Consider the following 15,039-nt stretch of genomic DNA (forward strand, 5'->3'; position numbering starts at 1 on the left):
AACATTTTTATGTTTTGCAAGCTAACCACCACACATTACATTTGCGCAATTTACCTGTAATGAATCAAAAGCTTACTCACAACGAATCAGTCCCATCCAAAAAGAAAAAAATTATTGTTCTTGGCAGCGGCCCCAACAGAATTGGTCAAGGCATTGAATTTGACTATTGCTGCGTGCATGGCCTGCTTGCTATTAAAGAATGCGGTTATGAAGCCATAATGGTGAACTGCAACCCAGAAACGGTTTCTACAGATTTTGACATGGCCGATAAACTTTACTTCGAGCCTGTTTACTGGGAACATTTATGGGAAATAATTGAACTGGAAAAGCCGGACGGCGTCATTGTACAGCTCGGCGGCCAAACAGCTTTGAAACTGGCGAAAAGGCTGCATGAAAAAGGCATTAAAATTATCGGTACTTCTTTCGACAATATGGATATTGCTGAAGACCGCGGCCGTTTCAGCGACCTCCTGAAAGAGCTTGATATTCCCTACCCGCAATATGGCACAGCCTATACCGCCGATGAAGCCATTGAAGTGGCCAACCAGGTGGGTTACCCTGTTTTGGTGCGCCCGAGTTATGTTTTGGGTGGCCAGCGCATGCGCATCGTAATTAATGATGAAGAACTGGAAAAAGCCGTTGTAAGCTTATTAAAACACATACCTAATAATAAAATATTAATTGATCACTTTCTCGACCGTTGCCAGGAAGCGGAAATAGACGGCATTTTCGATGGTGAAACTTTTCACGTAATGGGTGTAATGGAACACATTGAACCTGCAGGCATTCACAGCGGTGACAGCAATGCCGTTCTGCCAGCCTTCAATCTTACGCCCCTGGTTGTAACGACGATGGAATATTATGCAGAAAAAATTGCACGGGCCCTGGACATCCGCGGGCTTATCAATATACAGTTTGCAATTAAAGACAACAAGGTTTTTGTGATTGAAGCCAATCCCAGGGCCAGCCGCACAACGCCGTTTATTGCAAAGGCTTACCAGATTCCTTACCTGAATGTAGCCACAAAAGTTATGCTGGGCGAAGCAAAGCTGAAAGATTTAGCTTTTGAAAAGAAGCTTGATGGTTTCGCTATTAAAGAACCTGTTTTCAGCTTTAATAAATTCCCAAATGTTAATAAAGAGCTTGGCCCTGAAATGAAAAGCACCGGCGAGGCAATCCGTTTTATAAAAGATTTACGCGATCCTTATTTCAGGCAACTGTATAAAGAGAAAAGTATGTACCTGAGCAAGTAAGTTCAGATTTATTGCATCATTAATTGTCTTATTAACAATTTCTGTGTGAAATATTCACATTTGGAAAATAAATCCCGGCGAAAAGTTGTAATTTTGCAGCCCGCATTTTATTTTTAGTAACTTTAACTAACAATAAGCATCCTTTTTGCGTATAACTTGTATTAATAACAAAGGACAACATATATGAGGCAGCTAAAAATCGCTACCCAAATCACCAACCGTGATTCCCAGGCCGTTGAAAAGTATCTGCAGGAAATTTCTAAAATTCCGATGATCACTCCCGAAGAGGAAACTACACTGGCACAAAGGATCAAGATGGGTGACCAGAGAGCACTGGATAAACTCGTGCAGGCCAATTTACGTTTCGTGGTATCTGTTGCTAAGCAGTACCAGCACCAGGGCCTTAGCCTTAGCGACCTGATCAACGAGGGTAACCTCGGTTTGATAAAAGCAGCCCAGCGTTTCGATGAAACCAAGGGTTTTAAATTCATTTCATACGCCGTATGGTGGATTCGCCAGTCCATTTTACAGGCGTTGGCAGAGCAGGGAAGATTAGTCCGCCTGCCTCAAAACAAAATTGGCACCTATAACAAAGCAAATAAAGCCTATATGGCTTTTGAGCAGGAACATGAGCGCGAACCTTCAACCGAAGAGTTAAGTGAGATTCTCGAAATGAGCGAAACCGAGATCAACAACATCTTTCAGAGCAACACCCGCCACACTTCACTGGATGCACCCGTGCACGAAGCTGAAGATGTAGCTATGGGCGATTTACTGGAAGGCAGCGATGATACGGATGAAGATGTGATGAAAGATTCTTTGCGTGAAGAAATCAAGCGTGTATTGAAATCACTTAGCCCGCGTGAAGCAGAAATTGTTAACGCATATTTTGGCCTTGAAGGCGAAAATGGTGTAACCATTGAGCAAATAGGCATGAAGTATGATCTTACAAAAGAACGCATTCGCCAGATTAAGGAAAGAGCTATCAAACGTTTACAAAAAGCACGTTATAGTAGCTCGCTCAAATCGTACTTAGGTTAAAAGCAATCGCTTTAAAAAATTAAGCCGCTTCATTTGAAGCGGCTTTTTATTTTATAATTATCAATTATTATTTAATAATTAATCCTTCCATAAAAAAGGAAACAATATTATTGAAAGCAGTACAATTAAAACATCAAGGCTGATAAGCAGTAAAACCATTTGCCACCAGCCGCCTTGCAAAGCATCGCTAAAAACCTTTGATGAAATTTTTCCCAACAATAATAACTGCGGAATTACGATAGGAAAACCCATAATAGCCATTAATGCAGATTGTTGCTGCGCTTTGGCTGCAATAGCCGCCAAAAATGTAAAAACAAGCCCTAAACCTACGCCACCTATAAAACTTATGATCACAAACTGAAAAAAATGAATAACCGGGTTGCCTAAGAGCAGTGTAAAGATTAATAAAGTAAGCAGGCTCATGACGAGCATGATCATTGCATTAAAAATTATTTTACCAATGATAAAATTAACAGGGCCGGAAATAGTATAATAATATAACATGCGGCCCTTACTGTCCTGTAAAAAACTTTTAGCCACCGCATTCACCGAAACAAATAACTGCACAATCCAGAATAAAGCATTCCATGTTTGATCCTCAGGCTGCCCGTTTGTAAGATATACAACAAATACGGTAGAAGCCACATACAACAGCACGCCATAAAACGTGTATTGCTGGCGGGTTTCAAGCAAAATATCTTTTTTTACCAGCGCCAGTATTTGCTGCGTGGAAAGTTTTTTCATGCATTGCAAATATACATGCATGTTAAGGCGCAAATGTTTTAAGTAAACGGTAATGGTAAAATTATGTTTCAGTTGCAAAACACTATGGCTTATTTACCGTTTGCGCTTATATTTGCGGCCTAAATTTTAGCTGCGTGCCTGTAAAATTTACTAAAGAGACTTATTTATATTGGTATGAGTTAATGCAACTCATACGCCAGTTTGAGCTTAAGGCTGAAGAAATGTATAAGATGGCCGGTAAAATCCGTGGCTTCTTTCATGCTTATGTTGGGCAGGAAGCCATTGCCGCCGGTTGCATGACAGCCACACGGCAGGAAGATATTTTTATTACTGCTTACCGCGATCATGGACTGGCTTTGGCCAAAGGCGCCAGTGCCAATGCCTGTATGGCTGAATTGTATGGAAAAGCAACAGGCCTTGCAAAAGGCAAAGGCGGCAGTATGCACTTTTTCAGCAAGGAACATTTCTTTTATGGCGGTCATGGCATAGTGGGCGGACAGATTGGTGTTGGCGCCGGTATTGCTTTTGCCGAAGCCTATAAAGGCACTGATAATGTAGTGCTTTGCTTTTTTGGCGATGGCGCTGCCAGGCAGGGTGTTTTGCATGAAACATTCAATCTTGCCATGTTGTGGAAGATACCTGTTGTATTTATTTGTGAAAATAACAATTATGCAATGGGCACATCTATTGAGCGCACCTCAAATGTTGTTGATATTTATAAACTGGCTGATGCTTATGAAATGCCCGGCGACAAAGTTGATGGCATGAGCGCCGAAGCGGTGCATGAAGCCATTGCAAGGGCGGTAAAAAGAGCAAGGGAAAAAGGCGGCCCTACCCTGCTGGAAATGAAAACCTATCGTTACAAAGGCCACTCTATTTCTGATCCCGGTAAATACAGAACAAAAGAAGAACTTGAAGATTACAAAGGCAAAGACCCTATTTTGCTTGTTTTAAAAACAATCAAAGACAATAAGTTCGCTTCTGACGAAGAGATAAAAGCTATTGACGAACGCATAAACGGCATAGTGGAAGAATCAGTAAAATTTGCCGAAGAAAGCCCATGGCCTGAAGACAGCGAAGTACTGAGGGATGTTTATACTGATAAAAATTATCCTTTTATAATTGACTAACGGTTTGCTTTTTTATTTTAAATTTTAATACTTAATATTTTTATGGCTGAAGCGCATGTGCATGAGGCAAAAACGGGAGATGCATCTTTTAACCTGGAGCGGTTTTGGTTTCGCAATCAAAAACCCATAATCGCTGTTATTATTGCTATAGTGGTTATTGCCGGCGGATGGTTTGCCTATCAGAATTATGTTGTTGCGCCCAAAGAAGCAGAAGCGCAAAATGCTATGTGGAAAGCAGAGCAGTATTTTCGCGAAGATTCTTTAAAGCTCGCATTAAACGGCGACCAATATAACCGCGGCTTTATTTATATAATGAATAATTACGGTTCAACAAAAACAGGTAAGCTTGCAAAATATTATGCTGGCTTATGCTATTTAAAAACAGGCGATTTCAATAAAGCCGTTGATAACCTTTCAGGCTTTACTACAAGCGCCAAACAAATCCAGATGATGGCTTACGGCGCATTGGGCGATGCTTACAGCGAGCTGAATAAAAATGATGAGGCTGTTGCTTCTTACAAAAAAGCTGCTGCCGAGTTTACAGATGATGCCGCCATGAGCAGTGAATATTTATTCCGTGCAGCATTAAAGCTTGAAACATTAGGCAAAACCAATGAAGCTTTGAATTTATATAAGGAACTTAAAGAAAAATTTCCAAACACCAACAGGGGTTTTGCTGCCGATAAATATATTTATCGTTTAAGTATAATTCCAAACGATTTTAGTACGAAATAATGGCATCAAAGGGAAATAAAACATTAAACAAAGGCATCCCCAAATTAAAGGATGCCTTTATAATTATAGTAAAAACCGAATGGAACAATCACATTGTTGACAAGCTTGAAAAAGGCGCCATTCAATTATTGCGGCAGCAAAATATTGCCTGCAAAACACTGGTGGTTCCCGGCGCTGTAGAAATACCTTTTGCTATAAAAGCTTATGCAGAAAGCGGGCAACAAAAAGCAAATGCCTTTATAGCATTGGGCACGGTGATACGCGGCGATACGCCCCACTTTGATTATGTGTGCAAATTTGTTTCAGATGGCATTCTTTCCTTAAATATGATACTGGATATACCTTCCATCTTCGGCGTACTTACTGTAAATGATGAGCAGCAGGCACTGGAGCGTGTTGGCGGTATCCACGGCAATAAAGGTGAAGAAGCAGCAATAACAGCCATTAAAATGATCGCCTTCAACCGAAAATTAAAGAAGTAATTTTGTTATCAGCGACATAACAATCATTGAGCACGGTTGTGTCACTCCCTTGTACTGATGAATCGCTATTCAGCAAACTTATTTTTGAAATGAATGTTCAGATTTTTATACCATGTTTTATTGATCAGCTATATCCTTCCGTTGGATTTAATATGGTAAAAGTATTGGAGAAAGCAGGTTGCAATGTCTCTTACAATACTAATCAAACCTGTTGCGGGCAGGCCGGTTTTAATGCGGGTTTTTGGGGCGAATCAAAAGATGTTTGCAAAAAATTTTTAAAAGACTTTAGTGGCAATGATTACATTGTTGGCCCAAGCGCAAGCTGTGTTGGCTTTGTAAAAAATTATTACGAAAAACTTTTTGAAAATACAATACAGCAAGCAGAAGTGGAAGATATAAAGAAGCGCATTTACGAGTTCAGCGATTTTCTCGTAAATGTTTTACACTACACTGATTTTAATGCAAGTTTTAATGCCACAGCAACTTACCACGATAGCTGCGCCGCCCTGCGTGAATGTCACATAAAGCAGGAGCCGCGTACGCTTTTAAAAAACGTAAAAGGTTTGCAACTGGTTGAGATGAATGATGTGGAAACCTGTTGCGGTTTCGGCGGTTCATTTGCCGTTAAATTTGAACCCATCAGTATTGCAATGGCCGATCAAAAAATTACTAATGCCATAGAAACAAATGCAGAATATATTATCAGCACCGATATGAGCTGCCTTATGCATATTGACGGATGCATTAAAAACAAACAGGTTAACCTTAAAGTATTGCACCTTGCAGATGTACTGGCTAATTTTTAATTAAGAAGATTTGATTGTGAAATACCAGCCCGGAGACGATATAATTATTTTACACACTAACGAAGAAGGAAAAGTAGCAGAGATCATCAATAACAAAATGTTGCTGGTAGAGGTACGCGGCGTTCGCTTTCCTGTTTACACAGACCAGGTTGACTTTCCTTATTTTAAACGCTTCACAAGCAAGAGAAATACACCTGCAAAAAAGCCGGCCAAAAAATATATTGACGACATTCCAAAAGAGAAAAAACAGGTACAGCAAACGGTAAGGGAAGAAGGCGTTTGGCTTTCTTTTATTCCAAAATTTACTATGGATGAATTTGGTGATGAGGTGGTAGAATTGTTTAAGTTATATCTCATTAATAAAAATACCATAGGTTATAAATTTCAATACATACAAGGCTTTTTTGGTAACGAAGAGTTTGAACTGAAAGGTGATATATTAATGCGTAATGATTTCTACCTGCATGATATACCTTTCAGCGATTTTAATGATAATCCTTTCTTCAATTTTGAGTTCAGTTTAATAACACCTGAAAAAAATAAAGCTGAATATTATGAAACATCCATCAAGTTAAAACCAAAGCAACTTTTTCAGCGCATTGAAGAAATGAAAGATAAAAATGAGCCTTCCATTAATTTTAAACTGTTTGATGTTTATCCTGAAAAAGCTATTGAAGAAAGCGTAGAGCTCACACCAAATATTCTTAAGAAAAATAAACTTTACCAGGCCGAAAGGATTCGTGAACATTTAGAACCCGCCCGCAGTGTGGTTGACCTGCACATGGAAAAGCTTTCAGATGACTGGCAGCATTTAAGCAACTTTGAAATTCTTACGCTTCAATTAAAAGAGTTTGAGAAATGGTATGAACTGGCATTGGCGCACCATCTCCCCTCTTTTACAGTTATTCATGGTGTTGGCAGCGGTAAGCTGCGTGATGAAATTCATGATATATTAAAAACAAAAAAAGAAGTAAAAACCTTCATCAACCAATATCATCCGAGATATGGTTATGGAGCAACGGAAATCTATTTTCAGTATTGAATTTGTTTTACTTCCCAACACTATAAAATTACCATGATTTGCTAACTTTAGGTACTAAACAATTAAAATGGAAACTACTATTCGTATAAATACAGATAATCTCACTGCTGATATACTTGAAGGAATAAAAAAAATGTTCCCGCATAAAACAGTTGAAATAACTATTCAACCGGCAGATGAAACTGAATATATAGTCAGTGACAGTGATTATGCATCTGAACTCGCAGAAAGAATTGAAGAATACAATACAAAAAAAGAAACTATTAAGGTAAGCCCTAATGATCTTTTATGAGAAATATTGAATTCGTTCCTAAAGCCTTTGAAGAATATAAAAAATTGGATACAAACAGACAGAAAAACTGCATTGCGAATAGGAGATTTAATAAGAGATATTTTACGAGATCCTTTTACCGGCATTGGAAAACCGGAGCCATTAAAACATCAATTCGCCGGCTGCTGGAGCAGGAGAATTGATAATGAGCATCGGCTTATTTATAGGGTAACAGATATTTCAGTTGTGATTTTCTCGTGCATGCATCATTATCAATAACCCTGCTCCTTCCCCACAATTTCAAAATTCCTCACAACCGATTCCCCGCTTTCATCCACAACAGTTAAAGTATGTTTTCCCGGAGAGGGATTAACCGCCATCTGATGAAAATTCTCTGTTTCACCTATATAAACATCGTCTAAACTCCAGAATAATTTTGCCTGATTATTACGTGCCGTTACGGTGAAAACCGTTCGCCCTTTTTCGCCGCTTATTTCTTTTGGCACTGATATTTTTGCGCCTTCCTGCGGGTAAACAATTTCAAATGCAGCTTGTATTTCATTCAAACATCCGCTCATAAAAGGCGGTAATACTTTATAATCTGTATGCCGCTGCCTGTAATAAAATTCCATAGTTGGAGGCAACACAAACCATTTCTGATGTACCATTTCAGACGGAGAAACACAATTAGCAGTTACACGGTATGTTCCCGTTTTATCAAGATGAATAATATGATGATAAGGGCAAACCGGCGCCTGCTGGGCGTTTTTGGAAACAAGCATGGTATCAACATCTGTACAATATTGGCCGGCTTTAAAACCGGATTGATGGCAAACGGGCAAATATGCAAAATCATATTGCGGTGGCTGAAACCATTTTGATTGCGGTAATGTTCTGAAAATATCAAACATAATTGGCGCTGCCGTATTAATGCCTGTTAAATCAGGGCGGCCAACGCCGGTTGTGTTGCCCACCCAAACCACCACGCAATATTTTGGTGTAAACCCAACCGCCCAGCCATCGCGAAAGCCAAAGCTCGTTCCTGTTTTCCACGCTATACGTTGCGCCGATTGAAACATTCCCCACAGGCCTTCTTCACCCGGCCGCATCACTTCATTCATAGCATTGAATGTGTGCCATAACGAAGTATAATCAAACATTTGAGCAGATGCTATCGTCTGTTGACCGTTAACTGTTGACCGTTGACCGTACTGCGGCATAAACCAATCTTCCCCATTCCATTTGCCTTTGTTTTGCTTTTGATGCAAATACATTCGTGCCATGCTCGCATACACACCACATAATTCATAGGGTGAAATTTCACAGCCTCCCAATATTAAGCTCATTCCATAAAAACCAGGCGGATGATCAAGCGTTGTGAAACCGCATTGCTTTAATACATTATAAAATCGCTGAAAACGATATTGCTGCAGCATTTTAACGGCGGGAATATTCAGGCTTCTTGCTAATGCACGATTGGCAGGAACCGCACCATCATAACCCAGGTCAAAATTTTGCGGCGCATAACCATTTATTTGCGTGGGAATATCAGGTACCAGTTGCTGTGGCAGCATTTTCCCTTCGCTTAACAGAGATGCATACAGCAAAGGTTTTAAAGTGCTGCCGGGACTGCGTTTGCTTGCGAGCACATCAACATAACTTTCTGCGGATGAATCTGCCGGTGTATAAATGTTGCCGATATAAGAAAGGATATCGCCGCTTTCAATATCAACCACCATTGCCGCGGCATTGTTTATCTGGTTTGATTGCAATTGCCGGTGATGCCGGTTAAGAATATCATTCACCCGTAATTGCAGGTTAATGTCTATTGTTGTTTGAATACCCGTTACAAGACTTTTATTGGAAGATGATTGTTGATGCGCAACAATATCTTTTTTAAACCTGTTTAGCAAATGCGGCGCTAATTGAGGAAGCGGTTTTGGCTCGCCGGGCAGCGGTTCTGATTTTGAAAGCATTGCAGTGGTCGAATCAATAATATTTGCAGCAGACAGCTTATCTAATAAAAAATTTCTTTTCCTTAATAGTTCCTGTTGGTTTTTCCCGGGCCGCACCAATGATGGCGCATTTGGCAAAACAGCCAGCGCAGCCATTTCGCCCCAGCTTAATTGTTCAGGGCTTCGGCCAAAATAACGCCAGGCCGCAGCATCCAGCCCAACTATATTACTGCCAAATGGCGCATTGGATGCATATAAAGCAAGAACATTTTTTTTGCGATGAGTGAACTCTAACCTTACAGCTAAAATGCTTTCAATAAGTTTATTAAAAATATTCCTGCTTTTGGCGCCACGGCTTAATCGTATAACCTGCATAGTTAGTGTACTGGCGCCACTTACCGTTGATTGCGATTGTATGTTCTGAACAAATGCCCTTGCAAAAGCAAGCGGGTCAACACCGGGATGATAATAGAATCTTTTATCTTCAAATGTTGTAATGCATTTGGCAAATTTATCGGGCACATTTTCATTAAAGGGAAAACGCCATTGGCCATCTCCGGCAATAGATGCATTTAAGAGGTTACCATTTTTATCTTCTATAACATAACTGGTTGGCGCGGGAAATAAGTTTGCAGGCAAACAAAAGCAAAACCATATAAAAAATATAACGGCAATACCCAGGAAAATTTTTCTACACAGAGGCAGTGCTGTTAATTTTTTTCTCAGACGGTGCACAAGTACGAATGTACATATAAAAAAAATCCCCCGGCAGAAACCGGGGGTAGTCAGGCACGGGGTTTTTCATGTAAAGCGTTTAACTACCATTTATACCTCGTACATTGATTCTGATTCCCCTTTAATTTCGTTATATTTATCTTTTGCACGATTTACAAGATCATTAGCCCGGGTTTTTACTTTGCCATAAGTTTCAGATACTTCGCCGGCAAATTCATCATAACTATCTTTAATGCCCTGCGCCCTTCTTGATATTTTTTTACGGGTTTCTTCCCCGCTTTCAGGTGCAAATAAAACACCAAGCAAAATACCAACGAGCACACCATTCATAAATGTTCTGAAATGCATAAATAAAATTTTAGTATTAATAAATACAAACTCTAAAATCAAGCCATATTAATCCTGGTTGGGCAAAGCCCTGGTTTTTCCTACAAACGCTGCAATTGTGCAGCTAATACCTAAACAAATAATGCCACTTAATACCATAATTATAGTTTTATGTGGAACAACATTGAAAATTTCATGCCTGCATCTTACATCCGGTAATTACGGCATGAATTTTAAAAATCAAAGAACTTTGTGGGAAAACTACTCCACACAAAATAACATCAATTTACTTTAACCAGCTTCTCCGTATTTTTTTGTGCATAAGATTTAACAAGTGTCCTGATCATTTCATTTTCAGGATAAGCTGTGAGGTAGGTTTTTAAATGAACCGGGTCAAATGACTCGTTGTCATGCGGCAACAAACCCATACCATAAAATTTTCCGTTTTCAACCAATACACAGCTTTTTTGATTGCCGGTGGCAGGCGCTTCAATAATGGCGAATGTGCCCATATTTTGCTGCAGAAAGTTTACAGCCTCTCTAACTTTTTCGTTATATAATTCACTGTTAATGGTAGCAGGTATATATAATTGTTTTTGCAGAAAACATAAAGCCGGGTGCAGCTCAAACTGTTTTACCATTTTCCATAATGCACGATGCGCATCGCCCAGCAGCGTAAAACTGGCAACGGGTTCTGTATGCTTTCTTTTTTTATCGATAGCAAGCCGTAAAAAACCTGCATTGTCTTCAAACAAATAAATGCCATAAAACTGTTCAGCATGTTTCTGGCTGAAGTTATATTCCGGCCAGTATTTTTTTATTTCAATGCTTTCAAGAATAAAAGCGGTAAACTCAGTAGGGCATTCTGTAAAACTAACCTCGTAAATATTGCGTAAAAATTCCTGGCGTTTTTTACCGGTATTTAGACCGGTGAAATGACTAAGCACGCGTTTTTTTAAATTCTTCGCCTTGCCCACATAAATTATTTTTCCTTTGGCGTTATGGAAGTAATATACGCCCGGCACATAAGGTAATTTCTGGATACTTTCTTTGGGAAGATTGGGCGGCAGAATTTGCTCGTGGTTATCCTTTTTCAGAAAGTCTTTAATAATTTTTTCGCCACCTTCTTTTAATATTTTCTGAAATAAAATAGCAGTGGCATCTGCATCGCCACCGGCACGGTGGCGGTTCACAACCGGTATTTCCAATACCTGGCAAAGATGGCCAAGGCCATATTTGGCCAAACCGGGAAATGCCTTACGGCTAAGCTTAAGCGTACATAATTTTTTAGGCAGCCAGTGATAACCATTTTCCTGCAAATGATGCCGGATAAAAGTGTAATCAAAGTTTACATTATGCGCGATAAAAATACGGTTGCTTAAAAGGTTATGAATATGCTGTGCCACCTGCGAAAAACTGGGCGCAGATGCTACCGTGTCATTACTGATACCGGTAAGATAAGTGATAAAAGAAGGAATGGGATAACCGGGATTGATAAGCGTTTCATAACGGCCTTCCACTTCCGTACCGTTATGTAAAACAATGGCTATTTCAGTAATGCCATTTTGTGCAGGATGGCTGCCGGTGGTTTCTATATCAACAATAGCATACACGCTACAAAGTAAAAATTAAAAAAGAAAATTCCTTAAAATTAAAAATTAAACCGGTTGCCATGAAACCAATATGCTCTCAATAGTACCTTTCAATTAAAAGCAGTTAAGTATTTTTGCGCCCTTGTTGCCGGGCAAAGCATTAATATTACAGGTGCGGGCAGGCTCCAGGGACGACACCACCTGCATTTCAACCGGTAACATAAAAGTAAAATCATTAAGAGCGAAGCGATTAATAACTAAACATGGAATTATCTAAAAATTTTAATCATACAGAAGCAGAGGCAAAATGGTATGCGCACTGGATGGAAAAAAAATACTTTAACAGTGTACCCGATGAACGTGAGCCTTACACCATAGTAATGCCGCCGCCAAACGTAACAGGTGTGCTGCACATGGGCCATGCTTTGAATAATACCATCCAGGATGTGCTGATTCGCCATGCCCGCATGCACGGCAAAAATGCCTGCTGGGTGCCGGGTACAGACCATGCCTCTATAGCCACGGAAGCCAAAGTGGTGCAAATGCTGCGGGAAAGGGGCATTACAAAGGCTTCGCTCAGCCGCGAAGAGTTTTTAAAATATGCCTGGGAATGGAAAGAAAAATATGGCGGCATTATCCTGCAGCAGCTCAGGAAGCTTGGCTGCAGCGCAGATTGGGACCGCACCACGTTTACCATGGATGATCACTATTATAAAACGGTGATTAAAGTATTCGTTGACCTGTACAATAAAGGCTTAATTTATCGCGGCGAACGCATGATTCATTGGGATGTCAAAGCCAAAACTGCACTGAGTGATGAAGAAGTAATTTACAGGGAAACCAATAGCAAATTGTATTATGTAAAGTATAATATAGTTGAAGAATCCGGCATAGGCTTGCATGATTTATCTTCTTTACAAAATGAAAAAATCATCATCGCCACCGTTCGCCCTGAAACTATTTTGGGTGATACGGCCATTTGTGTAAATCCTAAAGATGAACGCTACAAACACCTGGTGGGTAAAACCGCATTGGTGCCTTTAATCAACCGCCGCATTCCAATTATTGCCGATGATTATGTTGAAATGGAATTTGGCACCGGCGCCCTCAAGATTACACCGGCGCACGACATGAACGATTATAATATCGGCAAAAAATATGGCCTTGAGGTAATAGATATTTTAAATGATGACGGTACGATGAGTGAGGCCGCCCAGCTATTTGTGGGCGAAGACCGGTTTGAAGCCCGCAAAAAAATGGTGGCGGCGCTGGAAGAAGCCAAACATATTATAAAGATTGAAGATTATAAAAACCAGGTGGGTTACAGCGAACGCAGTGATGCAGTTGTAGAACCGAGGTTGAGCTTACAGTGGTGGCTTAGCATGAAAAAATTAAGTGATCCTGCTTTGAAAGCCGTACTGGATGAGACGATAAAATTCTTCCCCCCCAAATATGTAAACACGTATAGGTATTGGATGGAAAACATTAAAGACTGGTGCGTAAGCCGCCAGCTTTGGTGGGGCCAGCGCATCCCCGCCTGGTATGATGAAGAAGGGAATGTATATGTGGCAGAGAACGAAGAAGAAGCCAACCGTCAACGGACTTCGGTAAACGGTAAACTGAAACAGGATGAAGACGTGCTGGATACCTGGTTCTCTTCCTGGCTTTGGCCGATGGAAGTATTTAAAGGTTTATCTGAACCCGGTAATAAAGACATTCAATATTATTACCCTACACAAACTTTGGTTACAGCGCCGGAAATTATTTTTTTCTGGGTGGCAAGAATGATCATTAGCGGTTATGAATACAAAGAAGAAAAACCTTTCAGCAATGTTTACTTCACGGGTATTGTGCGCGATGAGCTGGGCAGGAAAATGAGCAAGAGCCTGGGCAATTCGCCGGACCTGCTTGCACTGATAGATAAGTATGGTGCTGATGCGGTTCGCTTTGGCATTCTCATCTCCTCTCCTGCCGGCAACGATTTATTGTTTGATGTAAAAGAAGAAAGCACTTTAAAACAGGGCAGCTTTTTCATCAATAAGATATGGAATGCCATGAAGCTGGTGAAGATGTGGGAAGGCCGGGCAACAGCCAACAATCAACAATCAACCGGGAACTTTGCTGTTACATGGTTTGAACAAAGATTGAATGAAGCCAAGCTTGAAATAGAAAAATTATATGAACAATTTAAATTGAGCGAAGCTCTAAAAACAATCTATTCTTTGATATGGGATGATTTCTGTAGTTGGTATCTCGAATGGATTAAACCCGGTTTTGAACAGCCCATTGAAAAAGAAGTGCACGATAAAACTATTTTCTTTTTTAATGAATTGATGCAGCTCCTGCACCCATTTATGCCATTTGTAACAGAAGAAATTTATCATTTGTTGCAGGAACATGAGGATGATATTTGTGTGAAACAATTAGCGGTGAATAGTCAATGGTCAGCAGATGTTTTACAGCAGGGCAACTTATTGAAGAATGTAATCACCACTATTCGCGATGCCAGGAATAAAAATAATATCAAGCCAAAAGAAAGCATAGAATTATTTATTCAAACGGCCAGTAAAGAAACATATACAAGTTTTGAAGAAATATTAAAGAAGCAGGTGAATGCGGCTTCTGTTGCATTCACCCATGAAAATATTGCTGGTTCGATTGTCACAACGAATGAAGAAGATAAGTTCTACATTAAGGGCGAACAGCAGGCAGATACTGCTGCATTAAAGGCTGAACTTGAAAAAGATCTTACTTACCAGAAAAATTTTCTTCAATCTGTACAAAAAAAATTAAGCAACGAACGTTTTGTACAAAATGCAAAGCCCGAAGTGGTTGAACTGGAAAGAAAGAAACAGGCCGATGCGGAAGCACGAATTAAAACGCTGGAAGAAAGTTTGAAAAACCTTGCGTAAAACCTTTTTGTCAA

General features: G+C 40.0%; 14 protein-coding genes. 10 read left to right on the plus strand and 4 right to left on the minus strand.

The window, feature by feature from the left end; genetic code table 11:
* Positions 1–59 precede the first annotated feature (59 nt).
* The gene (locus BM015_RS11705) at positions 60–1,253 is read left to right on the plus strand and encodes a carbamoyl phosphate synthase preATP-grasp domain-containing protein (RefSeq protein WP_090658551.1); all 1,194 of its coding nucleotides are present in this window, start codon (positions 60–62) and stop codon (positions 1,251–1,253) included.
* A 183-nt stretch (positions 1,254–1,436) separates the two neighbouring features.
* Positions 1,437–2,294, plus strand: coding sequence for a sigma-70 family RNA polymerase sigma factor (locus BM015_RS11710; RefSeq protein ID WP_090658553.1), 858 nt, complete (start codon positions 1,437–1,439; stop codon positions 2,292–2,294).
* Positions 2,295–2,372: 78 nt separating this feature from the next.
* Here the strand turns inward: BM015_RS11710 and BM015_RS11715 are convergent, their stop codons facing one another.
* Positions 2,373–3,038, minus strand: coding sequence for a heme exporter protein CcmB (locus tag BM015_RS11715; protein WP_090658803.1), 666 nt, complete (start codon positions 3,036–3,038; stop codon positions 2,373–2,375).
* A 134-nt stretch (positions 3,039–3,172) separates the two neighbouring features.
* Here BM015_RS11715 and pdhA point away from each other — a divergent pair, with 134 nt between their 5' ends.
* The 7 genes from pdhA to BM015_RS11750 all read left to right on the plus strand — a co-directional run bounded on the left by pdhA (position 3,173) and on the right by BM015_RS11750 (position 7,783).
* On the plus strand, positions 3,173–4,168 hold the full coding sequence (pdhA, locus tag BM015_RS11720; RefSeq protein ID WP_090658555.1) for a pyruvate dehydrogenase (acetyl-transferring) E1 component subunit alpha: 996 nt from the start codon (positions 3,173–3,175) through the stop codon (positions 4,166–4,168).
* A 42-nt stretch (positions 4,169–4,210) separates the two neighbouring features.
* Complete coding sequence (locus tag BM015_RS11725; protein ID WP_090658556.1) at positions 4,211–4,903, plus strand: tetratricopeptide repeat protein; 693 nt, start codon at positions 4,211–4,213, stop codon at positions 4,901–4,903.
* Positions 4,903–5,385: a 6,7-dimethyl-8-ribityllumazine synthase gene (ribH, locus tag BM015_RS11730; RefSeq protein ID WP_090658558.1), complete on the plus strand. Its 483-nt coding sequence runs from the start codon at positions 4,903–4,905 to the stop codon at positions 5,383–5,385. The genes BM015_RS11725 and ribH overlap by 1 nt, the downstream gene beginning before the upstream one ends.
* 89 nt (positions 5,386–5,474) lie before the next feature.
* Complete coding sequence (locus BM015_RS11735) at positions 5,475–6,191, plus strand: (Fe-S)-binding protein (RefSeq protein WP_090658559.1); 717 nt, start codon at positions 5,475–5,477, stop codon at positions 6,189–6,191.
* Positions 6,192–6,207: 16 nt separating this feature from the next.
* Positions 6,208–7,233, plus strand: a complete 1,026-nt coding sequence (locus BM015_RS11740; RefSeq protein WP_090658805.1) for a Smr/MutS family protein — start codon at positions 6,208–6,210, stop codon at positions 7,231–7,233.
* Positions 7,234–7,300: 67 nt separating this feature from the next.
* A complete protein-coding gene (locus BM015_RS11745) occupies positions 7,301–7,525 on the plus strand; it encodes a hypothetical protein (protein WP_090658560.1) in 225 nt (74 codons plus the stop codon).
* Positions 7,526–7,531: 6 nt separating this feature from the next.
* On the plus strand, positions 7,532–7,783 hold the full coding sequence (locus tag BM015_RS11750; RefSeq protein WP_262497250.1) for a Txe/YoeB family addiction module toxin: 252 nt from the start codon (positions 7,532–7,534) through the stop codon (positions 7,781–7,783).
* Here the strand turns inward: BM015_RS11750 and pbpC are convergent.
* The 3 genes from pbpC to BM015_RS11770 form a co-directional block, all read right to left on the minus strand.
* Positions 7,777–10,098: a penicillin-binding protein 1C gene (gene pbpC, locus BM015_RS11755; RefSeq protein WP_245751377.1), complete on the minus strand. Its 2,322-nt coding sequence runs from the start codon at positions 10,096–10,098 to the stop codon at positions 7,777–7,779. The genes BM015_RS11750 and pbpC overlap by 7 nt on opposite strands.
* 186 nt (positions 10,099–10,284) lie before the next feature.
* Entirely contained in the window at positions 10,285–10,542 is a 258-nt protein-coding gene (locus tag BM015_RS11760; RefSeq protein WP_143075835.1) for a YtxH domain-containing protein, read from the minus strand.
* 260 nt (positions 10,543–10,802) lie between these two features.
* Entirely contained in the window at positions 10,803–12,134 is a 1,332-nt protein-coding gene (locus BM015_RS11770) for an exonuclease domain-containing protein (protein ID WP_090658566.1), read from the minus strand.
* Positions 12,135–12,376: 242 nt separating this feature from the next.
* Here BM015_RS11770 and BM015_RS11775 point away from each other — a divergent pair, with 242 nt between their 5' ends.
* A complete protein-coding gene (locus BM015_RS11775) occupies positions 12,377–15,025 on the plus strand; it encodes a valine--tRNA ligase (protein ID WP_090658568.1) in 2,649 nt (882 codons plus the stop codon).
* Positions 15,026–15,039: the final 14 nt, after the last annotated feature.

Origin of the sequence: Parafilimonas terrae (genome assembly GCF_900115755.1) — a bacterium.
Classification (GTDB): domain Bacteria; phylum Bacteroidota; class Bacteroidia; order Chitinophagales; family Chitinophagaceae; genus Parafilimonas; species Parafilimonas terrae.